General features: G+C 54.1%; 30 protein-coding genes and 2 tRNA genes. 11 read left to right on the top strand and 21 right to left on the bottom strand.

Annotated elements, in window-relative coordinates:
• Positions 1-42: 42 nt before the first annotated feature.
• A complete protein-coding gene (gene cbl / locus HVX64_RS14255; RefSeq protein WP_044257800.1) occupies positions 43-993 on the top strand; it encodes an HTH-type transcriptional regulator Cbl in 951 nt (316 codons plus the stop codon).
• Between the two features lie 36 nt (positions 994-1,029).
• Here cbl and HVX64_RS14250 read toward each other — a convergent pair.
• Together HVX64_RS14250 and mtfA are read right to left on the bottom strand one after the other, a co-directional pair.
• Positions 1,030-1,105, bottom strand: a tRNA-Asn gene (locus tag HVX64_RS14250).
• Positions 1,106-1,205: 100 nt separating this feature from the next.
• Positions 1,206-2,003, bottom strand: a complete 798-nt coding sequence (mtfA, locus tag HVX64_RS14245) for a DgsA anti-repressor MtfA (RefSeq protein ID WP_043000268.1) — start codon at positions 2,001-2,003, stop codon at positions 1,206-1,208.
• 93 nt (positions 2,004-2,096) lie between these two features.
• Here mtfA and HVX64_RS14240 point away from each other — a divergent pair.
• Positions 2,097-2,186, top strand: a tRNA-Ser gene (locus HVX64_RS14240).
• A 145-nt stretch (positions 2,187-2,331) separates the two neighbouring features.
• Here the strand turns inward: HVX64_RS14240 and HVX64_RS14235 are convergent.
• A complete protein-coding gene (locus HVX64_RS14235; RefSeq protein ID WP_044257582.1) occupies positions 2,332-3,081 on the bottom strand; it encodes an SDR family oxidoreductase in 750 nt (249 codons plus the stop codon).
• Between the two features lie 101 nt (positions 3,082-3,182).
• Here HVX64_RS14235 and HVX64_RS14230 point away from each other — a divergent pair, with 101 nt between their 5' ends.
• Positions 3,183-3,545, top strand: a complete 363-nt coding sequence (locus HVX64_RS14230) for a helix-turn-helix domain-containing protein (RefSeq protein WP_044257583.1) — start codon at positions 3,183-3,185, stop codon at positions 3,543-3,545.
• A gap of 53 nt (positions 3,546-3,598) precedes the next feature.
• Here HVX64_RS14230 and ompC read toward each other — a convergent pair whose 3' ends face one another.
• The gene (ompC, locus tag HVX64_RS14225) at positions 3,599-4,780 is read right to left on the bottom strand and encodes a porin OmpC (RefSeq protein ID WP_044257584.1); all 1,182 of its coding nucleotides are present in this window, start codon (positions 4,778-4,780) and stop codon (positions 3,599-3,601) included.
• 647 nt (positions 4,781-5,427) lie between these two features.
• Between ompC and drpB the strand changes: the two genes are divergently transcribed.
• From drpB to HVX64_RS14205, 4 genes are read left to right on the top strand one after another with little or no spacing between them, the layout of a single operon-like run.
• Positions 5,428-5,697 carry a cell division protein DrpB gene (drpB, locus tag HVX64_RS14220; protein WP_072200637.1) on the top strand — a complete coding sequence of 90 codons (270 nt, stop codon included), beginning with the start codon at positions 5,428-5,430 and terminating at the stop codon, positions 5,695-5,697.
• A 52-nt stretch (positions 5,698-5,749) separates the two neighbouring features.
• A complete protein-coding gene (locus HVX64_RS14215; protein ID WP_044257586.1) occupies positions 5,750-6,448 on the top strand; it encodes a phosphohydrolase in 699 nt (232 codons plus the stop codon).
• Positions 6,449-6,498: 50 nt separating this feature from the next.
• Positions 6,499-7,932, top strand: a complete 1,434-nt coding sequence (locus tag HVX64_RS14210; RefSeq protein WP_181825038.1) for a DNA cytosine methyltransferase — start codon at positions 6,499-6,501, stop codon at positions 7,930-7,932.
• A complete protein-coding gene (locus tag HVX64_RS14205) occupies positions 7,913-8,380 on the top strand; it encodes a very short patch repair endonuclease (RefSeq protein ID WP_044257588.1) in 468 nt (155 codons plus the stop codon). The genes HVX64_RS14210 and HVX64_RS14205 overlap by 20 nt, the downstream gene beginning before the upstream one ends.
• On the opposite strand, the gene yedA is transcribed toward HVX64_RS14205, so the two are convergent.
• On the bottom strand, positions 8,372-9,292 hold the full coding sequence (yedA, locus tag HVX64_RS14200; RefSeq protein ID WP_044257589.1) for a drug/metabolite exporter YedA: 921 nt from the start codon (positions 9,290-9,292) through the stop codon (positions 8,372-8,374). The genes HVX64_RS14205 and yedA overlap by 9 nt on opposite strands.
• 171 nt (positions 9,293-9,463) lie before the next feature.
• On the opposite strand from yedA, the gene HVX64_RS14195 reads away from it, so the two are divergent.
• From HVX64_RS14195 to dgcQ, 3 genes are all read left to right on the top strand, one after another.
• Entirely contained in the window at positions 9,464-10,381 is a 918-nt protein-coding gene (locus HVX64_RS14195; RefSeq protein ID WP_090049404.1) for a DUF808 domain-containing protein, read from the top strand.
• Between the two features lie 75 nt (positions 10,382-10,456).
• Positions 10,457-10,639 (top strand): DUF2158 domain-containing protein, encoded by a 183-nt coding sequence (locus HVX64_RS14190; protein WP_043000278.1) that lies wholly within the window; start codon positions 10,457-10,459, stop codon positions 10,637-10,639.
• 118 nt (positions 10,640-10,757) lie between these two features.
• Positions 10,758-12,452: a cellulose biosynthesis regulator diguanylate cyclase DgcQ gene (dgcQ, locus tag HVX64_RS14185; protein WP_043000279.1), complete on the top strand. Its 1,695-nt coding sequence runs from the start codon at positions 10,758-10,760 to the stop codon at positions 12,450-12,452.
• Here dgcQ and HVX64_RS14180 read toward each other — a convergent pair.
• Both HVX64_RS14180 and yodD read right to left on the bottom strand, forming a co-directional pair.
• Complete coding sequence (locus HVX64_RS14180) at positions 12,449-13,264, bottom strand: mannosyl-3-phosphoglycerate phosphatase-related protein (RefSeq protein ID WP_044257591.1); 816 nt, start codon at positions 13,262-13,264, stop codon at positions 12,449-12,451. The genes dgcQ and HVX64_RS14180 overlap by 4 nt on opposite strands.
• 290 nt (positions 13,265-13,554) lie before the next feature.
• Positions 13,555-13,782, bottom strand: a complete 228-nt coding sequence (gene yodD / locus HVX64_RS14175; RefSeq protein ID WP_042318260.1) for a YodD family peroxide/acid resistance protein — start codon at positions 13,780-13,782, stop codon at positions 13,555-13,557.
• A 129-nt stretch (positions 13,783-13,911) separates the two neighbouring features.
• Here yodD and dsrB point away from each other — a divergent pair, with 129 nt between their 5' ends.
• Positions 13,912-14,100 carry a protein DsrB gene (gene dsrB, locus HVX64_RS14170; RefSeq protein ID WP_042318262.1) on the top strand — a complete coding sequence of 63 codons (189 nt, stop codon included), beginning with the start codon at positions 13,912-13,914 and terminating at the stop codon, positions 14,098-14,100.
• 55 nt (positions 14,101-14,155) lie between these two features.
• Here the strand turns inward: dsrB and rcsA are convergent, their stop codons facing one another.
• The 14 genes from rcsA to fliF form a co-directional block, all read right to left on the bottom strand.
• Positions 14,156-14,779, bottom strand: a complete 624-nt coding sequence (gene rcsA, locus HVX64_RS14165; RefSeq protein ID WP_044257592.1) for a transcriptional regulator RcsA — start codon at positions 14,777-14,779, stop codon at positions 14,156-14,158.
• 279 nt (positions 14,780-15,058) lie between these two features.
• On the bottom strand, positions 15,059-15,853 hold the full coding sequence (gene fliR, locus HVX64_RS14160) for a flagellar biosynthetic protein FliR (RefSeq protein ID WP_181825037.1): 795 nt from the start codon (positions 15,851-15,853) through the stop codon (positions 15,059-15,061).
• Positions 15,854-15,861: 8 nt separating this feature from the next.
• Positions 15,862-16,131 carry a flagellar biosynthesis protein FliQ gene (gene fliQ, locus HVX64_RS14155; protein ID WP_044257593.1) on the bottom strand — a complete coding sequence of 90 codons (270 nt, stop codon included), beginning with the start codon at positions 16,129-16,131 and terminating at the stop codon, positions 15,862-15,864.
• A gap of 9 nt (positions 16,132-16,140) precedes the next feature.
• Positions 16,141-16,878, bottom strand: a complete 738-nt coding sequence (gene fliP, locus HVX64_RS14150; protein WP_043000284.1) for a flagellar type III secretion system pore protein FliP — start codon at positions 16,876-16,878, stop codon at positions 16,141-16,143.
• A complete protein-coding gene (fliO, locus tag HVX64_RS14145; RefSeq protein ID WP_082010086.1) occupies positions 16,878-17,255 on the bottom strand; it encodes a flagellar biosynthetic protein FliO in 378 nt (125 codons plus the stop codon). Before fliO ends, fliP begins: the two co-directional genes overlap by 1 nt.
• Positions 17,255-17,668, bottom strand: coding sequence for a flagellar motor switch protein FliN (fliN, locus tag HVX64_RS14140; protein WP_042318274.1), 414 nt, complete (start codon positions 17,666-17,668; stop codon positions 17,255-17,257). The genes fliO and fliN overlap by 1 nt, the downstream gene beginning before the upstream one ends.
• The gene (gene fliM / locus HVX64_RS14135; protein ID WP_042318275.1) at positions 17,665-18,669 is read right to left on the bottom strand and encodes a flagellar motor switch protein FliM; all 1,005 of its coding nucleotides are present in this window, start codon (positions 18,667-18,669) and stop codon (positions 17,665-17,667) included. The genes fliN and fliM overlap by 4 nt, the downstream gene beginning before the upstream one ends.
• A 4-nt stretch (positions 18,670-18,673) precedes the next feature.
• Complete coding sequence (fliL, locus tag HVX64_RS14130) at positions 18,674-19,138, bottom strand: flagellar basal body-associated protein FliL (RefSeq protein WP_043000286.1); 465 nt, start codon at positions 19,136-19,138, stop codon at positions 18,674-18,676.
• A 104-nt stretch (positions 19,139-19,242) separates the two neighbouring features.
• A complete protein-coding gene (gene fliK / locus HVX64_RS14125; protein WP_044257595.1) occupies positions 19,243-20,454 on the bottom strand; it encodes a flagellar hook length control protein FliK in 1,212 nt (403 codons plus the stop codon).
• Positions 20,451-20,894: a flagellar export protein FliJ gene (gene fliJ / locus HVX64_RS14120; protein ID WP_043001895.1), complete on the bottom strand. Its 444-nt coding sequence runs from the start codon at positions 20,892-20,894 to the stop codon at positions 20,451-20,453. Before fliJ ends, fliK begins: the two co-directional genes overlap by 4 nt.
• A gap of 21 nt (positions 20,895-20,915) precedes the next feature.
• Entirely contained in the window at positions 20,916-22,286 is a 1,371-nt protein-coding gene (fliI, locus tag HVX64_RS14115; RefSeq protein ID WP_043000288.1) for a flagellar protein export ATPase FliI, read from the bottom strand.
• Positions 22,286-22,990, bottom strand: coding sequence for a flagellar assembly protein FliH (gene fliH / locus HVX64_RS14110; RefSeq protein WP_043000289.1), 705 nt, complete (start codon positions 22,988-22,990; stop codon positions 22,286-22,288). Before fliH ends, fliI begins: the two co-directional genes overlap by 1 nt.
• Positions 22,983-23,981 carry a flagellar motor switch protein FliG gene (fliG, locus tag HVX64_RS14105; protein ID WP_042318283.1) on the bottom strand — a complete coding sequence of 333 codons (999 nt, stop codon included), beginning with the start codon at positions 23,979-23,981 and terminating at the stop codon, positions 22,983-22,985. The genes fliH and fliG overlap by 8 nt, the downstream gene beginning before the upstream one ends.
• A complete protein-coding gene (gene fliF, locus HVX64_RS14100; RefSeq protein ID WP_043000290.1) occupies positions 23,974-25,668 on the bottom strand; it encodes a flagellar basal-body MS-ring/collar protein FliF in 1,695 nt (564 codons plus the stop codon). Before fliF ends, fliG begins: the two co-directional genes overlap by 8 nt.
• Between the last annotated feature and the right edge of the window lie 161 nt (positions 25,669-25,829).

Below are 25,829 nucleotides of genomic sequence, written 5' to 3'. Positions count from 1 at the left end.
ACTTTAACAATAGCGGCATGTCTGATGTATCCGGAGCAACAAGTGAATTTCCAGCAGCTAAAAATTATCCGTGAGGCAGCCCGTCAGGATTACAACCTGACGGAAGTCGCCAATATGCTCTTTACCTCACAGTCAGGGGTGAGTCGGCATATTCGCGAGTTAGAAGATGAGCTTGGGATCGAGATATTTATCCGTCGGGGCAAGCGTCTGCTTGGCATGACCGAGCCAGGTAAGGCGTTATTGGTTATCGCCGAGCGCATTTTAAATGAAGCCAGTAACGTACGCCGACTGGCGGATTTGTTCACTAATGACACCTCGGGCGTGTTAACTATCGCCACGACGCATACGCAAGCGCGATACAGTCTGCCGGGGGTGATCAAAGCCTTCCGCGAATTATTCCCGGAAGTTCGTCTGGAATTAATTCAGGGAACGCCGCAGGAAATAGAGACGTTATTACAAAATGGCGGAGCGGATATTGGTATTGCCAGCGAACGGCTGAGCAACGATCCCCTTTTGGTTGCTTTCCCCTGGTTCCGCTGGCATCACAGCCTGTTAGTGCCGAATAATCATCCGTTGACCCTGGTTTCGCCGCTTACGCTGGAGTCGATCGCCCACTGGCCGCTGATCACTTATCGGCAAGGGATCACCGGGCGTTCCCGCATTGATGAAGCTTTTGCCCGTAAAGGTCTGCTGCCGGATATTGTTCTCAGCGCGCAGGATTCCGATGTGATTAAAACCTATGTCGCGTTAGGACTTGGGATTGGTCTGGTGGCGGAACAGTCCAGCGGTGAACAGGAAGAGGGGGCGCTGACGCGACTGGATACCCGGCATCTGTTTGACGCCAATACTGTCTGGCTAGGACTGAAGCGCGGGCAACTCCAGCGCAACTACGTCTGGCGATTTATCGAACTGTGTAATGCGGGATTGTCCGTGGAGGATATCAAGCGGCAGGTGATGGACCCTGATGACGTGGCGATTGATTATCAGATATAAAGCAAAAAGCCCGCTAAAAAGCGGGCTTTTTAAATTTGGCTCCTCTGACTGGACTCGAACCAGTGACATACGGATTAACAGTCCGCCGTTCTACCGACTGAACTACAGAGGAATCGTGTGAACGAGGCGCATAATACTGACCTCGCTACGGCGTGTCAACAGTAAAATTAGCACGCTTTTTCAAGTGGTTAATTAATCCCCAAAATGGAGGATCAGTGAACCTGCGCAGGGTCAAATGGGTCATCGTCTTCGTTATCACGAAGGCGTTGCAGAGGGTCCTGCTGATAGAACTGGCAGAAACGTTGCCACAGCGCGGGGAACCGTGGCGCAAAGAGTTCCGGGGCGCTGAAGAAATATTCTGACAGGACCGCAAAACATTCCGCCGGATCGCTCGCCGCATAGGCATCAATGCTCGATGCCGTTTCACCCACCAGATCAATTTCATCCTGAATATTGTTCATTGCGGCGTGCAGGTCATGCTCCCAACTGGCGACTTCCCGCAGAGGAATCAGCGGGATGCCGCTGGCGCGATCGCCATTACGCATGTCCAGCTTATGGGCAACTTCATGAATAATCAGGTTAAACCCGGAGGCGTCGAAGGAGTCCTGAATATCCAGCCAGTTCAGGATGATTGGTCCTTGCTGCCAGCTTTGTCCGGACTGAACAACGCGCTGGTTGTGGACCAGACCAATATCATCTTCCCATTCGTCATCGACGACAAAGGGCGCAGGGTAGATCAGCACTTCATGGAAGCCATCCAGCCATTCGATACCCAGTTCCAGAACCGGCAGACAGAAAAGCAGGGCGATGCGCGCGCTTTTCAGCGAGTCGAGTTCGAAACCCTGAAGGGCGACCAGCCTTTTTTGTTGCAGGAATCGCTCTGCCAGCGCAATGAGTCTGGCTTGTTCTTGCGCGGTCAGGGTCACAAGCAGGGGGATTGCAAGGGCTTCCTCCCACTGAGCAGACTCATTTTGTGCGGTGTCTTGTGCTTTCCAGGGCCACTTAATCATCGATTTGCTCGCAAACTCGTCACTTGAACAAAATTGAAGGGACAGGGTCTGTTAAAATGCCAAATTACCTGGCATGATGGCAACCATCAAAACGGAGAGATGCCGGAGCGGCTGAACGGACCGGTCTCGAAAACCGGAGTAGGGGCAACTCTACCGGGGGTTCAAATCCCCCTCTCTCCGCCACTATTCAAACACTTACCCTTCCTGTTGTCAGTGACACACGTCCCGTTGAGAAAAACGAACAGAGATATAACGCCGAAGTTCCCTTCAGCGCCATTATGTTCGTCACATTTTCAATGACGATCACGAACAGCCAGGAAGCCTGGAATCACAGATTGCCGGTTCCACCATCTACCAGTAGTTCCGTACCTACGGTATAACCCGACTCATCAGATGCCAGATAGAGCGCGGCCTTCGCCAGTTCCGTTGGCGTACCCATGCGTCCCAGAGGCACCAAGCTGGCAATGTCACTTTGCAGCGTGCGCTGCGCTTCTTCACTAAGTCCCAGCTTATTGAGCGCGGGTGTGGCAACTGGGCCTGGACTTAAGCCATTAACGCGTATTCCTCGGGGTAAGAGTTCTGCCGACAGTGTGCGTGCGAGCGATAATAATCCGGCCTTACTGGCGGCGTAAACGCTGCTGGTTGGCAGACCAATATGCGCGCTGACCGAGCCGCAAAGGATCACGGAAGAGGGATTATTCAGAAGTGGCAGCAGTGCCTGCAGCAAAAAGAAAGGCCCCTTTAGATTGATTTGCATCAGGCGGTCCCACTTTGCCTCATCCCACTCTTCGATCAGTCCGTGCGTGACGTCACCCGCATTGACGAAAACGGCATCCAGCCCCGGCCAACGCGAAGCGAGGGTTTCTGCCAGCCCTTTTTGTGCCTGAATATCCCCGGCATCGGTGGCAATCACCCATGCGCTGTCACCCAGAATGCGTTGGGCTTGAGCGAGCGTGCCGGGATTGCGCCCTGTGACAGCGACATGCGCGCCTTCGGCAATAAACTCCTGCGCAGTTGCCAGACCAATACCACTGGTCCCGCCTGTAATGAGCGTATATTTACCTGTTAAGCGACCCATTTTACTTCTCCTGAATTGTCTCTGGAGAATGCACTATAGAAACGTTAGTATCTAAAGGAAACCAGGTACCAAATGGATACTAAAGAGGCAAGAGGTGTGCTATGGCGGAATCAGCCGACGGTGTAACGGAGAAAAATTTTCAGCATCAACCCTGTCCGATGACTCGCTTCGTCAGTCTGGTCTCCGGAAAGTGGGCAATACCGATTTTGTACCGTCTGATCGTACTGAATGCCCCGGTGCGTTTCGGCGAGTTATTGCGGGCTGCAGCCCCCATTACGCAAAAAGAGCTGACAAAACAGCTGCGTTTATTTGAGTTACGCGGACTGGTGTCACGTACAGTTTATCCGGAAATTCCACCGCGCGTTGAGTATCAGATAACGCCATTGGGATTGACCATGCATGGTGCACTGGCGCCTCTGGCTGACTGGATGCGGGAAAATGGCGACAAGCTCAATACTGAGTGACATTTCAGGCACAAAAAAGCCCGCCGGAAGCGGGCCTGGAATTATTCTGGCGATTAGAACTGATACACCAAGCCCACAGCAACGATGTCATCGGTCGCGATGCCATTGTCTGCATAGAAGTGGTCATCGTTATCCAGCAGGTTGATTTTGTAATCAACGTAGGTGGACATGTTTTTGTTGAAGTAGTAAGTCATACCTACATCAACGTATTTCACCAGATCTTTGTCGGTGTAACGTGGGTTACCATCACCATCATGATCCTGACCACCCAGTTCCTTCCCTTTAGATACCAGGTAGGCGATAGAAGGGCGCAGACCGAAATCGAACTGGTACTGTGCAACCGCTTCAAAGTTTTTGGTCTGGTTGGCAATACCGCCATTGGTTTCACCTTTACCGCCGCCGTAATAGGTCATATTGCGAGTTTCGGCATACATCGTGGCCAGATAGATATTGTTCGCGTCATATTTCGCGCCAATGGTCCAGGCTTCAGCTGTTTCACCACCGGCGTAGTTGTTGGCACGAGAACGATCGCCATATCCGCGAGAAACCTGATCATCCGTGCGGTCAGATGAAGAATAGGCAGCACCCAGGCTTAAACCGAAGTCAAAGTCATAAGAGGTGGACATACCGAAACCGTCGCCGTTTTCCTGGGCCAGTTTACGATTTGTGCTATTGCCCGAGCCTTCCTGGCCAAAACTTGCGCCTTCATTGTTGCCCTGATACTGCAGCGCGAAGTTCAGGCCATCAACCTGACCAAAAAAGCCTTTGTTACGGTAGGTGGCTACGCCGTTAGTACGACCCAGCATATAGACGTCGGTCTGGGTGTAGGAGTCACCACCAAATTCCGGCAGCATATCAGTCCACGCTTCGACGTCATAAACCACGCCGTAGTTACGACCATAGTCGAAGGTACCATTCTGACCGAAACCTAAACCCGCGAAGCCCAGACGCGTTGCGGAATCGCCTTTGTCACCTTCGGTACCGCTTGCGTTAATGTTATATTCCCACTGACCGTAACCAGTCAGTTGATCCATGATCTGGGTTTCACCCTTGAAGCCCAGACGCACATAGGACATGTCGCCATCACTGTCAGTGTTGTCTGAGAAGTAGTGCAGTCCATCCACTTTCCCATAGAGGTCCAGTTTATTGCCGTCTTTATTATAGACTTCAGCAGAATGGGCTGCGCCAGCAATCAATAATGCTGGAACGAGCATTGCCAATACTTTTCTTTTCATTATGTATTCCCTTATGATAATAATCTTCATGAATAAGTGCTGCTTTCCAGAAGAGCACGTCTGGATACTATTCCAGGAGTTCATTTTATTTTAAAAATAACATGTAACAATTGTATTTTAAATATTTCTAAATGTTTCAATATGGGTATTTATAATTCATATTGTATGATAAATATAAAACAAATTCATGATCTTTATGGTTTAATATCAAGTATTTATGCTTTTTGTTTTGATATTGATGACTTGGATGTTTTCCAGATGACAATCGTACCCATTTGCCGAGTGTGATAATTAAAAAAAACCGGCATAAATGCCGGTTATAAAAAAATGATTAAATGATAAAAAGGCTAATAACACGTTTATAGTGCCATGATTAATATAAAACAAAAACCAGATTCATGGGTTGGCGTTTTATTTGTTTATGATATGAGTAAATAAACAGGAGTCTGGATATTTTTGAAAATAAATGGAAATAACAGAGTGTTTTGTGACATAACTAAAATTGCCCTGGATCAATACATCTGCAAAATCAATGATTCGTGACTATATTGTGACGCACAGAACAGAAAAATGTGACTATAATCACAAAAAAAGAGCAAAAAAATCTCTCGAGTTACGTCACAAAAATGGAGTTTCCTTTGAGCAGTATGGAAGAAAGAGCAACGCGGAGTCTGGGCGGTAAACTGGCATTGTGGGTGTTTTACGCTTTCTGCGTCTATTTTGTCTGGGCCATGCTTCGTTATGCCTGGGTGATCAGCCACATCCAGTCAATTCCGGTTGCCGGATTTGAAAGTTCGCTTGGCTCAACCAGCGGAAAATGGATGGGGGCTTTGCTGGGGTTTCTGGTACTTGGGCTGGTGGGGCTGATTCTTGGCGGCATCGCCTGGTATACGCGCCCGCGTCGTCAGCCAACGTGAAGCTGCCGGAGAAACTTGCTACTGTAGCCTTTCTTAACGTACGGGAGGCACTGTGGATCTTCAGCACTGGCAATCACAATTTGAAGCATGGCTTTGCCATCATCACACCCGGCAGGACGCCGCGCATGATATTTTTCACTTCCGCCGCGTCTGGGCGACATCCCGACAGTTGATGGAGGGACAGACGGTCGATGAGCTGGTCGTGCTGACCGCGTGTTATTTTCATGACATTGTCAGCCTTGCCAAAAATCATCCGGATCGTCATCGCTCGTCGGTCCTGGCGGCGGCAGAAACCCGCCGTATCCTCATCCGTGATTTTCCCGCTTTCCCCGAGTCGCAACTGGCCTCGGTTTGCCATGCGATTGAAGCCCACAGTTTTAGCGCAAATATTGCCCCCCTCACGTTGGAAGCGAAAATTGTTCAGGATGCCGACAGGCTTGAAGCGCTGGGCGCGATTGGGTTGGCGCGTGTTTTTGCCGTTTCCGGCGCGTTAGGCGTGGCGCTTTTTGATGGCGAAGACCCCTTCGCCGAGCGGCGAGCGCTCAACGATAAACAGTTTGCCCTTGATCACTTCCAGACCAAATTACTGGCGTTGCCCGACACCATGCAAACCGAGCGTGGCCGGGAACTGGCCCGGCATAATGCCGGCTTCCTGGTGAACTACATGGCAAAACTGAGCGCGGAGCTAAAAGGGGAGTACGAATCTGTCGATCCGGCGGTGATCCGCACGTTTAGTCCCAGCCACTCGTGAGGTCAATTTTATGTTAACCTGACGCCACTCTTTTTTGGTCGGTTAACGATATGCAGCAAAATCTTTCAGTAACAGGTTCGCTGGTTCCCGCAACAGACAGCAATGCAGACGTTCCGCAGGCGTTATTGGCGAAATTGTTGGAAATTTATGATGTTAAAACGCTGGTGGCTCATCTGAATGGAATCGGCGAGAACCACTGGAGTCCGGCCATTTTAAAGCGCGTGGTGGCGAATGCCTCCGCCTGGCACCGATTAAGCGAACGAGAGTCGGGGTTTTTGCGTACCCTGTTGCCCACGCCGCCAGCGCACCATCCGCACTATGCCTTCCGCTTTATCGATCTCTTTGCCGGTATTGGCGGTATTCGTCGCGGATTTGAGGCGATAGGCGGGCAGTGTGTGTTTACCAGCGAGTGGAACAAACATGCGGTGCGTACCTATAAAGCTAACTATTACTGCGACCCGGCCAGCCACCACTTTAATGAAGACATTCGCGACATCACGCTCAGCCATCGCGAAGGTGTCAGCGACAGTCAGGCGGCGGATCATATTCGTCAGCATGTGCCGCAACATGATGTCCTGCTGGCAGGCTTTCCGTGCCAGCCGTTTTCCCTTGCCGGGGTGTCGAAGAAAAATGCGCTGGGACGCGCCCACGGTTTTGCCTGCGATACTCAGGGAACACTGTTCTTTGACGTTGTGCGAATCATCGATGCCCGCCGTCCACCGATTTTTGTTCTGGAAAACGTGAAAAACCTGAAGAGCCACGATCAGGGCAAAACGTTCCGCATTATTATGCAGACGCTGGACGCTCTGGGTTACGACGTTGCCGATGCAGAGGATAATGGCCCGGACGATCCGAAAATCATCGACGGCAAACATTTTTTGCCGCAGCACCGGGAACGCATCGTGCTGGTCGGGTTTCGTCGCGATCTGAACCTGAAGCGCGATTTTACCCTGCGTAACATCAGCACGCGTTACCCGCCGCGGCGGACGACGCTGGAGGAATTACTGGAACCAGTGGTTGAAGCCAAATATGTGTTGACGCCTGTACTGTGGAAATATCTCTACCGCTACGCGAAAAAACATCAGGCGAAAGGTAACGGTTTTGGCTACGGCATGGTCGATCCCGCGAATCCGAATAGCGTGACGCGAACGCTTTCCGCGCGCTATTACAAAGATGGTGCTGAAATTCTGATCGACCGCGGTTGGGATTTCGCCACCGGGGAAGTGAATTTCGACGATCCGCAAAATCAACAGCATCGTCCACGTCGCCTGACGCCGAGAGAGTGCGCACGACTAATGGGCTTCGAGTCGCCGCAGGGATACCAGTTCCGTATCCCTGTTTCTGACACCCAGGCCTATCGCCAGTTTGGAAACTCGGTGGTCGTGCCCGCGTTCGCCGCCGTGGCGAAATTGCTGGAAGAGAACATTAATGCGGCGGTCGCGTTACGGCAGCAAGAGAGCGCTCATGGCGGACGTTCACGATAAGGCAACGCGCAGTAAAAACATGCGGGCCATTGCAACCCGCGATACGGCTATCGAAAAACGACTGGCGGGGCTGCTGACGGAGCAGGGGCTCGACTATCGCGTTCAGGATGCTTCACTACCCGGTCGTCCTGATTTTGTGGTGGATGAGTATCGCTGTGTCATTTTTACCCACGGCTGTTTCTGGCACCACCATCACTGTTATCTGTTCAAAGTGCCCGCGACGCGCACCGATTTCTGGCTGGATAAGATTGGTAAAAACGTGGCGCGCGATCGCCGCGATATCCAGCATTTACAGGAACTGGGCTGGCGGGTGCTGATCGTCTGGGAATGTGCGCTACGCGGACGGGAAAAGCTTAGCGACGCTGCGCTGTCAGAACGTCTTGAAGAGTGGATCTGCGGCGGCGGCGCGCCCGCGCAGATCGACACTCAGGGGATGCATTTACTGTAACGTTTTTTTGTTTTCCACCGCGTCAGGCATCGGTTTGGCCGGGAAAAGGTATTTCCCCAACGTGACCAGAACGACCGCAAAGACAATGACCCCCAGCGCCAGCCATTCAATCGGCGCCAGACGTTCACCTCCCAGTCCCGTCCCCAGTAACACCGCAACGACCGGATTCACATAGGCATAACTGGTTGCCAGCGCGGGGCTGACGTTACGGATCAAATACATATAGGCATTGATGGCAATGATGGAACCAAACAACGCCAGGTAGCCGACCGCCAGCAAGCCTGACAGCGACGGCAGCGCGGTCAGTTTTTCACCGCTGAGCAGTGAGGCACACATCAGTACGATCCCGGCGGCGAGCATCTCTATTGCGCCGGCCATCATCCCCACCGGTAGCGTAATACGCGAACCGTAGACGGAGCCAAACGCCCAACTGATCGAACCGATCAGAATTAATATCGCCCCCCACGGATTGCCGCTCAGATTACCACCGCTGTTGAGCATCACGATCCCCGCCAGCCCAATCGCAATCCCCAGCCATTCGAGCCTGCGGGTTTTAATGCCAAAGAAATGGCTAAAGCACAGAGTGAATAGCGGCACCGTCGCCACCACGACCGCCGCGATCCCGGAAGGGACGTTTTGATGCTCCGCCACGGTAACCAGACCGTTGCCGACGGCCAGCAGTAAAATACCAATCAGCGCCGCGTTAAGCAGAGGACGAAGCGGCGGCAGTTTATGGCCGCGCAGTAGTAAAAAGGCGGTTAACAGTCCCCCGGCGGCGAGAAAGCGCACGCCAGCCATCATCAGCGGCGGCCAACTTTCCACACCGATACGGATGACGAAATAGGTGGAACCCCAGATGATATACAGCGCGAACAGCGCGCTGAAAAGCGGTAACAACTGCCTGAAACGCATAATCCCTCACGTGAAAAACGCTAACAAGCGACATAGTAAACGCGAAAACTATCAGGCTGGCGAGCGATATAATTCATGCGTTTTGTTAAAAAAATGTTGACGAATAACACCAGTTTCGGCCTCGCGTGTTTTACTCCATACTTAACGCTTCAAGAATAAAAAAATGAGGGAATAATTTTGGCAGGAAGTAGCTTACTGACCTTACTCGATGATATCGCCACGCTGTTGGATGACATCTCGATGATGGGCAAACTGGCCGCGAAGAAAACCGCTGGTGTACTGGGGGATGACCTGTCGCTTAACGCGCAGCAGGTGACGGGGGTAAGAGCAAACCGCGAGTTGCCGGTGGTCTGGAGCGTTGCGAAAGGCTCGCTGGTTAACAAAGTGATCCTGGTGCCGCTGGCGCTGCTCATCAGCGCCTTTATTCCCTGGGCGATTACGCCGTTGTTGATGATTGGCGGCGCCTTCCTCTGTTTTGAGGGCGTGGAGAAAGTCCTGCACACCTTCGAATCGCGAAAACACAAAGAAGATCCGGCTGAGCGACAGCGGCGGCTGGAAGCGCTGGCGGCGCAGGATCCGCTGGCGTTTGAGAAAGATAAAATCAAAGGCGCAGTGCGAACCGACTTTATTCTTTCAGCAGAGATCGTGGCGATTACGCTCGGGATTGTGGCCGAGGCGCCGTTGCTCAACCAGGTGCTGGTTTTGTCAGGCATCGCGCTGGTGGTGACCATTGGCGTTTATGGCCTGGTTGGTCTCATCGTTAAGCTGGATGATATGGGGTACTGGCTGGCAGAAAAAACCAGCGTGCTGGCGCAGACATTAGGGAAAGGGCTGCTGGTTGTCGCGCCGTGGCTGATGAAATCACTGTCGGTGGTGGGTACGCTGGCCATGTTCCTGGTGGGCGGGGGAATTGTGGTACACGGTATTGCGCCGTTGCATCATGCCATTGAACAGTTTGCCCAGCAGCAAAATGCCGTGGTGGCGTTGATTTTACCGACGCTGCTGAATCTGGTATTGGGGTTTATCATCGGTGCCATCGTTGTGCTGCTGGTGAAAGCCGTTGCCAGAATGCGCGGGGTTGCGCACTAAAAGTCTTCCTCAGAATGAGGCAAAACCGGACATCCTCGTCTAAGGTGAAAACGTTCACTGGATACAGGAGGTAACATGGTTTTTTTGGTCAGTGAGGAAGTGACTGTGAAAGAGGGCGGTCCGCGTATGATTGTCACCGGCTATTCCAGCGGTATGGTGGAGTGTCGGTGGTATGATGGGTTTGGCGTCAAGCGAGAGGCATTCCATGAGTATGAACTCGTCGCTGGCGCTACCTGTAGACGGTGTGATGAAGCCTGATGACAAAACGCCCGGCGGATGTCGGGCGTTTTCTTAAAAAATGCGTGGCGGCAACAATACGTAACGTACTGCGTTATGCCAGGATTAGGAAAGCAACAGCGAGTAGGGAGTGGGCAGAGTGCCGCACGAAGCAACGATGGAAAACGGGGGCTGGCTGAAAACGTTGGCGCGGCGACTCGGCCCTGGCCACGTCGTGAATCTCTGCTTTCTGATTGTCATGTTTTTTTCGACTCTTCTGACCTGGCGGGAAGTGGTCGTCCTGGAAGACGCCTATATCTCCAGCCAGCGTAATCATCTGGAAAATGTCGCCAACTCGCTCGACAAGCAGTTGCAATTCAATGTGGATAAGCTGCTGTTTCTGCGTGACGGGATGCATGAGGCGCTGATCACCCCGCTGGGGTTTTCGGTCTTAAGAGATGCGGTTACCCATTTTGAGCAGTTGCGTCATTCACGCGTCTGGCAACTTGAGCTGGATAAGCGACGGACGCTGCCGCTGAATGGCGTTTCTGATGCGTTTGTAAGTCAAACTCAGTTGCTCTCGCGTGACGATCAATCGCTGAATAACGAGCTGACCGCCGCGCTGGAAGTGGGCTATTTGTTGCGTTTAGCGATCATCCGTACATCGATGTCGCAACAGGCGATGTATGTCTCGCGCGCGGGCTTTTACGTCTCCACGTTACCGACATCGCTGTCCAGCGATATTACTACCCGATATTACGACTACGTGATCCAACCCTGGTTTACCGAGCAGTCGCAGCGAAAAAACCGCATGCGCGGCGTACGCTGGTTCACCACGCCGTCACCCGATCTCTCTTACGAGCAGCAGCGCGTGACCGTTAGCGTACCGCTGGATTATCACTTTTACTGGCTTGGCGTGCTGGCGATGACCATCCCCGTGTCGGCAGTCGAACGGTTTATGGATGAAGCCATCGATAAGGACGTGGAGGGGGTGTATCAACTCTATGACAGCAAACTGAAGCTGCTGGCCGGTTCCTCGGCGGAATTGAGAAACGCGAACACCTTTGATGAGCGCGAACTGGCGATGCTCGCGCACGATATCGAACAGGATACCGTAGGCGGTTTGCGCATGGGGAGCCGCTACATCAGTTGGCAACGTCTGGATCATTTCGATGGCGTACTGGTGCGGGTACATACCTTAAGCGAAGGGGTACACGGCGATTTCGGCAGCATCAGTATTGCGCTGGCGTTACTGTGGGCGCTGTTCACCGCGATGCTGATCATCTCCTGGGTGGTCATCCGTCAAATGGTCAGCAATATGTTTGTGCTGCAAAGTTCACTCCAGTGGCAGGCCTGGCACGATACGCTGACCCGCTTGTATAACCGCGGCGCGCTGTTTGAAAAAGCTAAGCACTTGACTCAGCGTTGCCGAACGCAAAAACAACCGCTGTCGGTTATTCAGATCGATCTGGACCACTTCAAAAGTATTAATGATCGCTTTGGTCACCAGGCCGGGGATCGGGTGTTAACGCATGCCGCAGGCTTAATCAGCGGGACATTGCGTACTTATGATGTTGCGGGACGAGTCGGCGGGGAGGAGTTCTGTGTGGTCCTGCCGGAAACGTCTCTGGCGCAGGCGGAGCAGATAGCTGAGCGCATCCGCCTGCGGCTGAATGAGAAAGAGATTCTGGTGGCGAAAAGTGCCACGTTGTGGATTAGCGCCTCACTCGGGGTGAGCAGTACCCAGGAGACCGGAGACTATGATTTTGAGCAGCTCCAGTCACTGGCGGACCGTAGACTCTACCTGGCAAAACAGGCAGGCCGTAACCGGGTCTGTGTCTCGGATAAAGGCTAAGGCGTGGCGAAAAAATGGGTCATGCCTTCGTCCCAGCCTTCCGGTCCCTCTCGCTGCGTGCGGTAAACCTGCACGGTGCTGTCGGGGCGTAAAATTACCCCTTCGCGACTTAAGCCTTTCACGATGACGGCGTAATCCATCGCCTCCAGCAGTGGCGCGTCATTCGGGCCGTCGCCCAGTCCGACGGTGACCGGACGTCGCTTCCCCTGTTGCTGATATTGGGCAATCAGCCCGTTTGCAGCCTGATCTTTTCCAGCGCTGGCATCCAGGACATGCCAGAAGCGAGCGCCATGGACAAACTGTAATCCCAGGTCGTTTAGCTGTCGGGTGAAGTCGGCCATTCGCTCATCGCTGTCGCGCCAGATCAGCGTGACTGAGGCTTCATGCAGGCGCGTTAAGCTGGCCTGGGCATGTGTCAGGCCAGTCCACTCGGCGATGGTGGATTCATCGACATCATCAAACGTCGTAAATTTAAACGAGGATCGGGTACGAAGTTTGTTAATCACGGCGCTAATTTCAGCATGTGAAGCACCGGCTATCTGTCGCGGGAAGTCAGGATGCGTCTGCCAACGGCTGTCCAGTTCAACCACGGCGCCATTCTCAGCAATCAGCGGCAATCCCTGTAAGCCGAGTAACTTCTGGATGTGCAGCATTTCCGCCGCCGTTTTGCTGCTGCACAGGATCAGCGGAATATTTTTCTCACGCAGTCGGGCGAGCCAGGCGGCGGCAGGCTGCCAGTCATAAGTGTGACTGTCCAGCAGCGTGCCATCCAGATCGGTAAAAATCAGCAGTGGAGCGTCGAGTGAAAGCATTTTTATTCCTGTCACGTGGGCCGCCGTATTCTGGATAAATCCTAAAAACAGGGTGTTTGGCCTGAAGGGGGAATGGGATCGATCCCGTCATCAGGCGCGCTGGCAGCCGGTCCGCCCCAACCATTAGAAGGATTAATCATTTGTCTGAAAAATATTTGCTTGTCATGCAAAAAAATTGCGGATAAGGTTTAGCGTACATCAGATTTCCTGGTGTAACGAATTTTCAAGTGCTTCTTGCATAAGCAAGTTTCATCCCGACCCGTCAAGGTCGGGATTTTTTTCGCTGCAGCTCATCGATTAATTTCTGTCACGCTAAAATCATGGATGTCGAGCTCAAACGCCTCGGCCAATTCATGCCATGTATGATACTCACGGCCATCCACACTGACTCTGTCCGGGTCGTTTCCGCTACGATGGATCTCACTCTCGCTGATTTCATTAATCGCCGCCAGCAACGCGTCAACATCGACGCTGACTTCACGTTTTGCGGTATCGCTGTACTCTTTCGCGGTCTTCATTTCAACCTCGTCATTCACCGTGCCAAAGTCTAAGTATAGACCGTTGAGAAAACCCGCAATCGAACCGCTCAGACGCTGTCAGGCAGCGGTTTTTGTTCTACACTGGCACAAAGCCACAGGAGGATAATGATGAAGGTGAATGATCGGGTCACAGTCAAAACGGACGGCGGTTCTCGTCGTCCTGGCGTGGTACTGGCAGTGGAAGAGTTTAGTGAAGGCACAATGTACCTGGTTTCGCTGGAAGACTACCCGCTCGGCATCTGGTTCTTTAATGAGTCAGGGCATCAGGATGGTATCTTTGTGGAGAAGGCGGAGTAGGATTGCGACAGCCGATGTAAACCCGGCTGGTGGGACATCCACCAGTCGGGACGTCTCATCGCATGTTAACAAAGATACCGTTGGTCACGTTATCGGTTAGTCTGACGACATGATAGATAACCTGTTTGTTATGCGTCTTTATCTTTCGTTTTATATTCCCCTTATGGGATGACACCGTTTTTGCCTTGATATTCATTTGATCCGAAATTTGAATTGTTCCCTGGCCTTCCATCCACATGCGCAGCATGCTGGACTCAGTACGACTTAATGATAACGTCGGTAAATTTATTACACTGGCGGAATCCGTCTCTTTTTTCAGAATATCGCCAAGGAGATCGTCCAGTGATTTTGGCTTTATTGATTTTGAACTGATCAATAAGTTTTTTCTGACTAACAGATATTCATCAAAATGCACATTGGCAATTGCCATAAAAACAATAAATAACGTATTGGGATGCTGATTAATGATTTGCTTTATATGCTGACTGTTGGCTGGGTCATGGATAAAACAGTCTTCATTAATAAACACCACAGAAGGTTGGTGTGTATCACAAGCGATGTCGAGTTCGTCAACGGTCTCGATGTCGTTGATTTCCCTTTTTTTCACCCCTCTGCTTACCAGATACCCGGTCAAACCTAGCCGGGTGTAACTGCATAGATCCATAATAATCGTTGACATGGCTTACCCTCACTCAATGCGTAACGATAATTCCCCTTACCCGAATATCTCACACAACTTAACGGAACCGAATGCTTCACCTAATGAGACGCGTTTGCGGTTTTCAGGCGGACTTACTATCCCGTAAAGTTACGTATAATTTGCCTGGAATTGTCTTAAAGTAAAGTAAATGTTGCGTTATGTGAGTGAGATAAAAACAAATAAAGCGCGTGAGAGTTATCCTGGTAGATGTTTTTACTGAATGACTTTAGGATAATCCTTAGAATAACAAGATAAACATTATGGACTATTATTAACGGGCAATTCACTAACAATATCAGCTAATAAATTGAAAATTTCGCTAAATAGGTGTTCACAAAACGGCGCAATCAACGGCATTAATGCCGCGATTAACGCGATGCCCACGGTCAGGGTAAGCGGAAAACCAATCACAAATACGGATAATTGCGGAGCCATACGATTTAGTAATCCCAGTGCCAGGTTCAGCGTTAGCAGCATGGTGATGACCGGCAGCGCCAGCATCAACCCGTTGAGGAAGATCAGGCTGCCCGCTCTGGCCAGCGCCAGAAACGCGTTGCTGTTCACCGGATTACCGCCAATGGGCAGGGTGTGGAACGTGTCGACCAACAGCGAAATCAGCCACAGATGACCGTCAAAGGTCAGGAACAGCAGCATCGCCAGCATATCAATGATTCTGGCAAGCACCGGCATATTCAGATGGCTTGCCGGATCGACAAAGGTGGCAAAGGAAAGCCCCATCTGCAGACCGATAATCTCACCCGCTGTACGCACCGCCGCAAAGGCAAACTGCATGGTAAAGCCGAGCGCGATGCCGATCAGAATTTGCTGCATCGCCAGCCATAGCGCATTAAACGAAAAAATCGGCACGTCGTTAGGCGGCAACGAAGGGGCAATGACGAGGGTAATGATGATCCCCAACCCCAGTTTCACCCGTTTGGGGACGGCACGTTCCCTGAGGATCGGAGCGGTAGTAATCAGCGCCAGTACGCGCAGCAGCGGCCAGAAATAGAGGCTCAGCCACTGCAGCCATTGATCGCTGGTTACCTGCAACATCCGTCGTCTTACCCGATGATGTATGGCAGGTTGGTGAACAGCGTGCGCACGTAATCCAGCAGCAAATTCAGCATCCACGGACCGGCCACGATAATCGCCGTAAACACCGCCACGATTTTCGGGATAAACGACAGTGTCATTTCGTTAATCTGTGTGGCGGCCTGTAAAATACTGATGATAAGCCCCGTCACCAGCGCGACCAGCAGCAGGGGGGCGGCAAGCGCCAGGGCAACTTTCATGGCCTCGGTGCCAATCATCATGACCGATTCGGGTGTCATTTTTCGCCTCTAACTGTAGAAACTTTGTGCAAGCGAACCCACCAGCAGTTGCCAGCCATCAACCAGCACGAACAACATCAGTTTGAACGGGAGGGCAATGGTTGCCGGGGGAACCATCATCATCCCCAGCGCCATCAGCACGCTGGCGATCACCAGGTCGATAATCAGGAAAGGAATGAAAATCGTAAAGCCGATCTGGAACGCGGTTTTCAGCTCGCTGGTCACATAGGCGGGAAGCAAAATGCGCATCGGTACCGCTTCTGGCCCCTGAAGCGGACCGCTGTTTGCCAGACGGGCGAACAGGGCCAGATCGGCTTCGCGGGTCTGGCGCAGCATAAATTCACGTAGCGGCTGTGCGCCTTTGTCCAGCGCTTCCTGCATCGAGATTTTCTCTTCGCTGAACGGTTGATAGGCCTCAACATAAATCTTGTCGATGACCGGCGACATGATGAAAAAGGTCAGGAACAGCGCCAGTCCCAGCAGCACCTGGTTTGGCGGTGCGGACGGTGTACCGAGCGCATTACGCAACAGACCGAAGACGATGATGATGCGGGTGAAGCTGGTCATCATCAGCAAAATAGCCGGAATAAAGGTCAGCGAGGTGATGAAGACCAGCGTCTGTACGGGGAGCGACCAGCTTTGTCCGCCGCCGGGCAGCGGTTGGCTCACCAGTCCAGGAAGTTGCGCCAGCGCGGCGGGGCTGATTAGCCATAGACCGGTCAGCGTAAGGGATAACAAACGGCGCATCAGGATCTCCCGGAACGCTTAAGCAAACTCTTCATCATGGCCTGAAAATCGGCAGGAGCAGACGGCGTCTCTTCTGGCACGACAGGGGCTGGGGGGAGGGTATGCAGCACATTGATGGTTGACGCCGTGACGCCAAGCACCAGCCGTGCATCCTCAACATCCACAATCACCACCCGCTCGCGCGGACCCAATGAGGTACTGGCGGAGACTTTCAGGCCGCGCGTACTGCCGCCTTTCGGCGCAAAACCCAGGCGCTTGATTACCCAGGCGGCTACCAGGATCAACAGGATGATCCCCAACAGCGCGCCGCTTACCTGCATCAAAGGCGAGCCCGGTATGGCAGAAGGCTGTTGAACGGTGGCCTGGGTTTTCATGATTAACGACTCAGACGACGCATACGCTCGGACGGGGTGATGATGTCGGTAATGCGTACACCGTATTTATCGGCCACGACCACCACTTCACCCTGGGCGATCAGATAGCCGTTGATCAGGATATCCAGCGGTTCACCCGCCAGGCCGTCCAGCGCCACCACGGAACCCTGCGTCAGGCGCAGCAGCTCTTTAATGGTCATCCGCGTGCGGCCCAATTCGACGGTCAGTTTGACCGGAATATCCATGATCAGATCGATATCCTGTAGCGTGCCGCTGACATCGCCACCGCCAAGCTGCTGGAAAACGGCGTCGGCCGCACTTTTGCTGGTCGTGGTTTTTTGCTCGTTCAACGCGTCAGCCCACAGATCGTCCAATGCGCCAGTGTTCTCATCAGACGGATTATTCATGTCACTCATTTGGGCTGTTCCTCATTCAGCGAATTCAAAATCGGGTTAATCAAATGTTCCACGCGTAACGCATACTGGCCGTTAACCGTGCCGTATTGGCTTGTCAGTACAGGTACACCGTCCACATGAGCAATAATGCGGTCTGGTTTTTCTATTGGCAGCACATCGCCGGGTTGCAGTTTTAATATCTGAGAAAGGCGCAGCGGAATATCGGCAAAGTTCGCCACCAGCTCCAGCTCGGAGTGTTGAACCTGACGCACCAGATTGTCGCGCCAGTTCTGATCTTCATTGCGGGAGTTTTCCAGCGGCGGGTTCACCAGCAGTTCGCGCAGCGGTTCAATCATGCTGAACGGCAAACAGATGTTGAACTCACCGGTCAGGTTGCCAATCTCGACATGGAAAGGGGTATTGACCACGATATCGTTCGGTGACGTGGTGATGTTGGTAAACTTCACCTGCATTTCAGAACGCACGTATTCCACTTCCAGCGGATTGATCGCCTTCCAGGCGTCGCTATAACCTTCCAGCGCCAGTTTCAGCATGCGGTTGATGACGCGCTGTTCGGTGTGGGTAAACTCGCGGCCTTCCACTTTCGTCGGGAAGCGGCCATCACCGCCAAACAGGTTGTCGACGGCGATAAACACCAGGCTCGGCGAGAACACTACCAGACCCGTACCGCGCAGCGGCTTCAGGTGGATCAGGTTCAGGTTGGTCGGTACCGGCAGGTTACGAGCAAACTCGTGATACGGCTGAATGCGGATCGCGCCGACGGTGATATCCGGACTACGACGCAACAGGTTAAACAACCCCATCCGGAACTGACGGGCAAAACGTTCGTTGATGATCTCCAGCGCCTGCAGACGCTCGCGCACTACGCGACGCTGGGTATTGGGATCGTACGGGCGAATTTCGCTTTCGCCCGCGATACCCGGAGTCGGCTCGTCTTTCGTGTCGCTGTCGCCATTCAACAGCGCATCGATTTCAGCCTGAGAAAGAATACTGTCGCCCATGTCTTTACCGCAGAATGAAAGCTGTATACAGCACGTCGGTGACGTCCTGTTTGGGTTGTCCGGCAACGAGCGGAGGGGAAAGCGTCTCTTTAATCGCCGCGATCAATTTTTGCTTACCTTCTTCGGTAGACAGTGCGTTGGCGTCCTGACGAGAGAACAGCAACAGCAGACGGCTACGGACTTCTGGCAAATATTCGTTCAGGCGCGTGCGCGTGGCTTCATCCTTCAGACGCAGCGTCACGCCGATATACAGAACGCGATCCGCATCGCCCAGATTGACGGTAAACGTATCCAGGGCGAAGAACACCGGCGCAGGCGGCGGCGGTGGCTCATTGGCCGCCGGAGTGGGATGCTGCTGCATACGCCAGTAGCTATAGCCTGCGGTGGCGCAGGCGGCAAGGGTAATGATTACCAGCAGCGGGATCCAAATTGAGCGTTTGCTCTTTTTGCTAATCGCGGAATCAGTCATCTGATACGGGCTTCCTGTTTCGGTACAGCTTATCGGCTGATTATCCCGTGTCCTGACCACGGCAAAGCGTGGAAAAGACGCGGATAATCGTGCTACCTCTGGCGTTAGGCGAAGATATCGACGGCGCCATTACCGCGTGCGGCGGACTGGAGCGAAGCGGGAACCGCCAGCTCGCTCTCGTCATCAACCATGAGCCGATCCTGTCCCTGCGTGCGAGCCGTCTGCTGCTGTTGGGATGAGGCGTGCTGCTGGTCGGCGAAACTCTCGCTGCTAATGCTGCTTTGTCCCAGTTGAATGCCACTTTCCGCCAGTTGCGTGCGCAGCGTCGGCAGGGCGGCTTCCAGCGCCGCGCGAACGTGACTATGGGCTGAGACCATCTGCAATTGTGCCTGGTTATCATCAAGTTTAAGCGAGATTTGTACCTGACCCAGATCTTCCGGATGCAGACGCAGTTCCGCGCTCTGCTGACCCTGACGGGTAAACAGCGTGATGTGTTGACTCAGGGATTGCTGCCACTCATGGCTACCCAACGGTGCGCTCAGAACCGGTGCGGCGCTGGTGGGCAGCGGCTGTGAGGCGGAATGCGGGGTTGTGGTTATCGCGATGCCTGGCGTCACGGGTGAAGGCGTACTGTCGATCTCCGCGTTGACGGCAGCGGCAGCCACCACAGGCGTAGTGACCGGCTGACCTTTAGCGCTTTCCGCAGCGATCACCGGCGTGGCATTGTCCATTTTGCTTTTTTTCGCATCGTCATGGGTCAACGGACTGGTCGCGGCCTGCGCGAGCGAACGTGGATCGGTGCTCAACGTGGTGCTCAGCACACGCCCTTTTTCACCGGTAGTTACCGGCGGTGTCGTCATTCCCGGTTGACCCGGCAGCATGGCGAAAAGAGCGCTGAGGTTGGCGAGATCGTCATCGCTGAGAGCCGTGGCACCTTCATCTTTCTGCGCGGACTGGCGCAGGGCCGCGAGCGCACTGCTCTTTTGTGTGGGTGTCAGGGCGGACAGCAGGGCCTGCGCATCGCTCAGTCCTTTTTGCAACTCTTCAGACTGTCCTTCTTTGGCCGCTAACAGGTCGGCCAGTTTCACGGTCTGCGAAGCGTCACCGTCCTGTGCCAGCAGTCCTTTTTGCAGTTTGCCGCTGGCGGCATGTAAATCGGCTAACGTCAGCGGCGCGTCTTTACTCTGTGCGTCGCCTGCGCCTAATGCGCCTGCCAGCAGGGTCAGAAAATCCTGGGCGGAATCCGTCGCCTTACCGGACGACAAGCCGGTAATAAGGTCAGTGTCCGTGGTGACCCGTTGGGGTAAAGTGATCATTCTGGTTTCCTCATTGCTGCACGCTGCGCAAATTCATCCATTTTTTTCTGATCCAGGCGGTTTTCAGCCAGTAAGGCCGCCGCGTTCTGTCTGTCTTGTAAGGTTTGCCAGGCCTGAAGCCGTTGTTTTTTTTCACGCCAGCTGTTCAGCGCCATATCTACTTTTTGCGTCCACTGCGTTAACTGCTGGCGGTGTTGTTCCACCGCTTTTTCCAGGGTCTGAATAAATTGCTGATAGTTAATCCAGCGATTACTGGCAATCCCCTGACTCATATCGTTGTTGAGGTTGCTGCGATATTCATTCTGGTAGTCAAGCAGCATCGTGAGCTGTTCTTCCGCCTGCTGAAAACCGCGGCGCATTTCACCTAACAGCAGCGCCGCGTCATCCACCTCTTTTTCGGCGAGATCTTTGAGTGTTGCCAGTGCACCATGTTCAGCCATGACCATTACCCTCTTGCTTCATCACACCGTCGGGAAAATCAGATCGAGCGCCGACAGAGAATCCTCCCAGTCAGCGCGTTCGAAAATACCTTGCTGCAAAAACGCCTCCAGTTGTGGCCACAGCGCGATGGCTTTATCGAGCATCGGATCGCTGCCTTTGGCATAGGCGCCGACGCTGACGAGATCGCGGTTGCGCTGGAAGCTCGACAGCAACTGCTTGAAGTGACGTACTTTGGCGTAGTGTTGTTCCGTTATCAGCGCCGTCATCGCACGGCTAATCGACGCTTCAATGTCGATAGCGGGGTAGTGTCCGGCCTCCGCCAGACGTCGCGACAGCACAATGTGACCATCAAGGATGGCTCGCGCCGAGTCGGCAATCGGGTCCTGCTGATCGTCGCCTTCGGTCAGTACCGTATAAAAGGCGGTGATGGAACCGCCGCCGTGGATCCCGTTACCTGCGCGTTCAACCAGCGCCGGAAGTTTGGCGAAGACCGACGGCGGATAGCCTTTGGTGGCCGGTGGTTCACCGATCGCCAGCGCGATTTCACGCTGGGCCATGGCATAACGGGTCAGGGAATCCATGATCAGCAGCACGTGCTGACCGCGATCGCGGAAATCTTCGGCGATACGGGTGGCATAAGCGGCACCCTGCATGCGCAGTAAGGGCGACACGTCCGCCGGTGCGGCGATCACGACCGAACGCGCGCGTCCGTCGGCACCGAGAATGTTTTCGATGAAATCCTTCACTTCGCGACCACGTTCGCCAATCAGTCCAACGACGATGACGTCGGCGCGGGTATAGCGCGCCATCATGCCAAGCAGCACGCTTTTCCCGACGCCGGAACCGGCGAACAGCCCCATACGCTGGCCGCGACCGACGGTTAACAGGGCGTTGATCGGGCGCACGCCGGTATCCAGCACATGCTCAATCGGCGTACGTTGCAACGGGTTAAACGGCTGGGTAATCAGCGCTCCGGTTTCCGTGGTGTCGGGGGAGGGAAGGCCGTCAAGCGGTTTGCCGCTGCCGTCGAGCACGCGACCTAACAGCGCCGGACCCAGCGGCAACTGTTTACCGCTTTGCAACCCTTCACCGGCGATGTTTTTGGCGTAGACACGCGCGCCGGGCAGAATGCCTTCGACCTCTTCGAGCGGCATCAGAAACAGGCGCTGACCGTTAAAGCCCACCACTTCACTTTCCACTTCGCGGGTTTCCGTTCCGTCCTGGCGTTCAATCACGCAGGTCGCGCCGAGCGGCAACTGCAACCCGGTGGCCTCCAGAACCAGGCCGGTGGCGCGGGTCAGTCGTCCGTAACGACGAACGGCCGGAAGCTGCGCCATTTTGGCTTCGAAATTATCCAGCGTTGTCAACCAGCGAGTCAGGCGTGAGGTCATCAGATCACTCCCGGCGCGGCCAGACGACACAGTTCTTGCCAGCGGGTCGCCACGCTGGCGTCGAGATCGCCTTCATCCGCAGAAACTTTGCAGCCGCCATGGTGCAGGGTCGGATCGCCACGCAAACGCCAGCCGTGCAGGCTGAGGGTGGCACCGAGCATCTCTTCAACGCGCTGTAAATCATCCGGATGGACGCGCAGCTGCGGTTTGCCGCTGAACAGGGGCTCCTGTTGTAAGAGCTGTTGGATCTGCTTGATTAAGGCGGAATTATCTACCGCGGGCGTCTGACCAATGACCTGACGCGCGGCTTCCAGCGCCATCTGCATCAGACGCGAAGCGATCACGCTGTCCAGCGCGTCCAGCGTGTGCTGGAATTCGCTGACCAGTTGTTGCATCCGCGCATGAAGCGGGGCCTGCTGGGTGCGCGCCTGCACCTGGCCCTGTTCAAGCCCTTGTGCCAACCCTTCCTGATAGCCTTGTTCATGACCGGACTTACGTCCTTCCGCCAGTCCCGCGTTGTAACCTTGCTCGTGGGCCTGAATTTTCAGCTGGGCTAACTGTTGCTCAAGCTGTTGTTCCGCACTGATCTCGGGTTCGTCCTCTTCAGACACGGGGTCATCGTCGTGCTCCATGGGCACAAATTCAGCCAGCGGCGGCGCGAGATCGTCCGGGGTCCAGATTTTCCACGGCAGCTCGTTAGACATAAGTATCCTCGCCGCTGCCAATCATCATCTCGCCGGTCTCGGCCAGACGACGCACAATCAACAGAATGGCCTTCTGCTCGTTTTCCACTTGCGACAAACGCACCGGGCCACGGTTGGCGAGGTCGTCGCGCAGGATATCTGCCGCACGTTGCGACATATTGCGCAGGAACTTCTCGCGCAGCGGCTGTTCCGCGCCTTTCAGGGCGATCAGCAGCGACTCGGAATCCACTTCCTGTAGTAAACGCTGGATGCTGCGGTCGTCCACATCGACCAGGTTTTCGAACAGGAACATCTCGTCGATAATTTTTTGTGCCAGCTCGCCGTCGAATTCGCGCACAGCGGTAATAACCGCTTCTTCTTGCTGCGTTTTCATCAGGTTGATAATTTCTGCCGCCGTTCTCACGCCGCCCATTTTGCTGCGCTTGAGGTTCTGACCGTCGAGCAGGCCGTTGAGCACTTCGGTCAGTTCCGCCAGCGCGGCAGGCTGTACGCCGCCGAAGGTGGCGATACGCAGCATGACATCGTGACGCAGACGTTCGTCGAACAGCGCCAGGATATCCGCCGCCTGACCGCGTTTGAGGTGCACGAGGATGGTGGCGATAATCTGCGGGTGTTCGTCGCGGATAAGGTCGGCGGCGCTTTGCGGCTCCATAAAGTTGAGCGTTTCAATGCCGCTGGCGGTATCACGGGTTTCAAGAATATCTTCCAGCAGGCTGGAGGCTCGCTCTTCGCCCAGCGCCTTCACCAGTACCGAACGCAGATATTCGTTGGCATTGATGTTCAGGGCGGCGAACTGCTCGGCTTCCTGCTCAAACTCCGCCAGCACGTCGGTCAGCTGTTTGTTGGAGATCTGGCGGACGTTCGCCATGGCGGCGCTCAGGGTCTGCACTTCGCGCTGGGAGAGGTGTTTGAACACTTCCGCCGCGCGATCTTCGCCAATGGTCATCAACAGGATGACGCTTTTATCGGTACCGGAAAGAGCATTACTCATGATCGTTATTCATCCACTGGCGAATGACCAGCGCCACGACGCGCGGATCGTTATCTGACATTTCGCGAATGCGCTGGCTCATCACTTCGGCGCCCAGGCGCTGATTTGCCCGACGCTGCTGAGTCTGCTCATCTTTACTGAGGCGAACCTCAACGGCTTCTTCGGTCTCCTGACGGAGTTGCTCGCGTTCCTGCGCGGCTTTCGCCTCTTCAGCGCGACGGGTCAACTGCGGACGAATCGCTTTGCGCCACAGGATCCATGCCACCAACAGCACCAGCAACCAACGTCCGGCCGAGATCAACTGTTCGATAAACAACGGCTGTTTCCAGAACGGCAGTTCGCCAGCGTTGTCATCGGTAGCGCTGAACGGTGAGTTGACCACGTTCAGGGTATCGCCGCGCTTGTCCGAGAAGCCCATTGCTTCACGGGTCAAATCTTCAATCTGCTTCATTTGATCGGCAGTGAGCGGCAGTGGCTTGCCATCCGGCAACGTTTTGTAGTTCACGACCACGGCGACGGAGAGTCGCTGTATATCGCCGACGTTCATTTTTGTGTGGCGAATGGTGCGGTCAACTTCATAGTTGCTGGTTTCGTTGCGTTGGGTATTACGTGGACCAGCACTGGCGCTGGTGGCCGTCTGCTGCTGCGCGTTCTGTCCATTTTGTGCATTCTGCGCATTTTGCTGATTCGCTGGCGGCGTGGTGATCGGCGCCGTATTGGCTGGCGCAGGCTGGTTAGAGAGGGCACCCGGTACGCCACCTGGCAGACCGGAGCCAATTTGCTCGCTTTCATTCAGTTGACGCGAACGCAGTACGGCCTGAGAGGCATCGCCGTTTGGCCGATACTGTTCTTCTGTCTGCTCTTTATTGGCGAAATCCAGCTGCGCGGTGACCTGCGCGTGGACATTCCCGTTACCGACAATCGGTGACAGGATCGATTCGATACGGCGCTGGACACGGCCTTCCACGTCGCTGGCGTATTTCAGCTGTGCGTCGTTCAGATCGCGACTGCTGGTATTCGACTGCGTGAGCAGATGACCGGCCTGATCGACCAGCGTCACGTTGCCCGGCGGCAGACCGGCTACCGCGCTGGAAACCAGATGCACGACCGCAGTGATTTGACCTTCATCCAGCGCACGCCCCGGTTCCAGATTGACGGTCACCGAGGCTGAAGGGGATTTCTGTTCACGCACGAACAGAGACGGCTTGGGCATTGCCAGATGTACGCGGGCGCGCTTAACCGGGCCAAGGGTTTCGATGGTGCGTGCCAGTTCGCCTTCCAGCGCACGCTGGTAGTTAACCTGCTCGCTAAACTGGCTGATGCCGAACTTTTCCTGATCCAACAGCTCAAAGCCCACCGCCCCCCCTTTCGGCAGTCCTTGTTGGGCAAGACGCAGGCGCAGTTCATGGACTTTGTCGGCGGGAACTTCAATCGCGCCACTGCCTTCCGAGAAGCGGTACGGGATGTTCATCTGGGTCAACTGGGTGACGATCGCGCCGCCATCCTGATCGGATAAATTGCTGAATAACGTACGATAATCAGGCGCTTTAGCCCACAACACCATCGCCACAATAATGGCGACGGCCGCAGAGCCTGCCACAATCAGAGGAATTTTGGGATTCGCACGCAGGCGATTAAGCCACTCGAGAGGTTTAGATTGGGTTGCAGCCGATGCAGTCGCGTTCATCTCGCACCTCGTGACTGCTCGTGGACGGCTTTATTTGCAAAGTGGAACAAGACTCACTCCCGGGTCAGCAAAATCGAAAAATTGACGGTCTCATTATTTGCGGTTTCGTTTTTTTCTATGCGGCAAAAACCGGGGTTTTTTATCGTTATTTAGCGCCTTTA

This window comes from Citrobacter sp. RHB20-C16 (genome assembly GCF_013890155.1).
GTDB lineage: Bacteria > Pseudomonadota > Gammaproteobacteria > Enterobacterales > Enterobacteriaceae > Citrobacter_A > Citrobacter_A amalonaticus.
This window is presented reverse-complemented; position numbering and strand designations above follow the sequence as displayed.

Excerpts from the sequence above, each read along its gene's own strand:
- ompC (WP_044257584.1), bottom strand. The coding sequence starts at position 4,780 with ATGAAAAGAAAAGTATTGGCAATGCTCGTTCCAGCATTATTGATTGCT.
- HVX64_RS14210 (WP_181825038.1), top strand. The coding sequence starts at position 6,499 with ATGCAGCAAAATCTTTCAGTAACAGGTTCGCTGGTTCCCGCAACAGAC.
- rcsA (WP_044257592.1), bottom strand. The coding sequence starts at position 14,779 with ATGTCAACGATTATTATGGATCTATGCAGTTACACCCGGCTAGGTTTG.
- dsrB (WP_042318262.1), top strand. The coding sequence starts at position 13,912 with ATGAAGGTGAATGATCGGGTCACAGTCAAAACGGACGGCGGTTCTCGT.
- HVX64_RS14180 (WP_044257591.1), bottom strand. The coding sequence starts at position 13,264 with ATGCTTTCACTCGACGCTCCACTGCTGATTTTTACCGATCTGGATGGC.
- HVX64_RS14190 (WP_043000278.1), top strand. The coding sequence starts at position 10,457 with ATGGTTTTTTTGGTCAGTGAGGAAGTGACTGTGAAAGAGGGCGGTCCG.
- fliF (WP_043000290.1), bottom strand. The coding sequence starts at position 25,668 with ATGAACGCGACTGCATCGGCTGCAACCCAATCTAAACCTCTCGAGTGG.
- fliM (WP_042318275.1), bottom strand. The coding sequence starts at position 18,669 with ATGGGCGACAGTATTCTTTCTCAGGCTGAAATCGATGCGCTGTTGAAT.
- fliK (WP_044257595.1), bottom strand. The coding sequence starts at position 20,454 with ATGATCACTTTACCCCAACGGGTCACCACGGACACTGACCTTATTACC.
- fliH (WP_043000289.1), bottom strand. The coding sequence starts at position 22,990 with ATGTCTAACGAGCTGCCGTGGAAAATCTGGACCCCGGACGATCTCGCG.
- yedA (WP_044257589.1), bottom strand. The coding sequence starts at position 9,292 with ATGCGTTTCAGGCAGTTGTTACCGCTTTTCAGCGCGCTGTTCGCGCTG.
- yodD (WP_042318260.1), bottom strand. The coding sequence starts at position 13,782 with ATGAAGACCGCGAAAGAGTACAGCGATACCGCAAAACGTGAAGTCAGC.
- HVX64_RS14205 (WP_044257588.1), top strand. The coding sequence starts at position 7,913 with ATGGCGGACGTTCACGATAAGGCAACGCGCAGTAAAAACATGCGGGCC.
- drpB (WP_072200637.1), top strand. The coding sequence starts at position 5,428 with ATGGAAGAAAGAGCAACGCGGAGTCTGGGCGGTAAACTGGCATTGTGG.
- fliN (WP_042318274.1), bottom strand. The coding sequence starts at position 17,668 with ATGAGTGACATGAATAATCCGTCTGATGAGAACACTGGCGCATTGGAC.
- HVX64_RS14230 (WP_044257583.1), top strand. The coding sequence starts at position 3,183 with ATGGCGGAATCAGCCGACGGTGTAACGGAGAAAAATTTTCAGCATCAA.
- fliR (WP_181825037.1), bottom strand. The coding sequence starts at position 15,853 with ATGTTGCAGGTAACCAGCGATCAATGGCTGCAGTGGCTGAGCCTCTAT.
- fliP (WP_043000284.1), bottom strand. The coding sequence starts at position 16,878 with ATGCGCCGTTTGTTATCCCTTACGCTGACCGGTCTATGGCTAATCAGC.
- fliL (WP_043000286.1), bottom strand. The coding sequence starts at position 19,138 with ATGACTGATTCCGCGATTAGCAAAAAGAGCAAACGCTCAATTTGGATC.
- fliQ (WP_044257593.1), bottom strand. The coding sequence starts at position 16,131 with ATGACACCCGAATCGGTCATGATGATTGGCACCGAGGCCATGAAAGTT.
- mtfA (WP_043000268.1), bottom strand. The coding sequence starts at position 2,003 with ATGATTAAGTGGCCCTGGAAAGCACAAGACACCGCACAAAATGAGTCT.
- fliG (WP_042318283.1), bottom strand. The coding sequence starts at position 23,981 with ATGAGTAATGCTCTTTCCGGTACCGATAAAAGCGTCATCCTGTTGATG.
- fliI (WP_043000288.1), bottom strand. The coding sequence starts at position 22,286 with ATGACCTCACGCCTGACTCGCTGGTTGACAACGCTGGATAATTTCGAA.
- fliJ (WP_043001895.1), bottom strand. The coding sequence starts at position 20,894 with ATGGCTGAACATGGTGCACTGGCAACACTCAAAGATCTCGCCGAAAAA.
- HVX64_RS14235 (WP_044257582.1), bottom strand. The coding sequence starts at position 3,081 with ATGGGTCGCTTAACAGGTAAATATACGCTCATTACAGGCGGGACCAGT.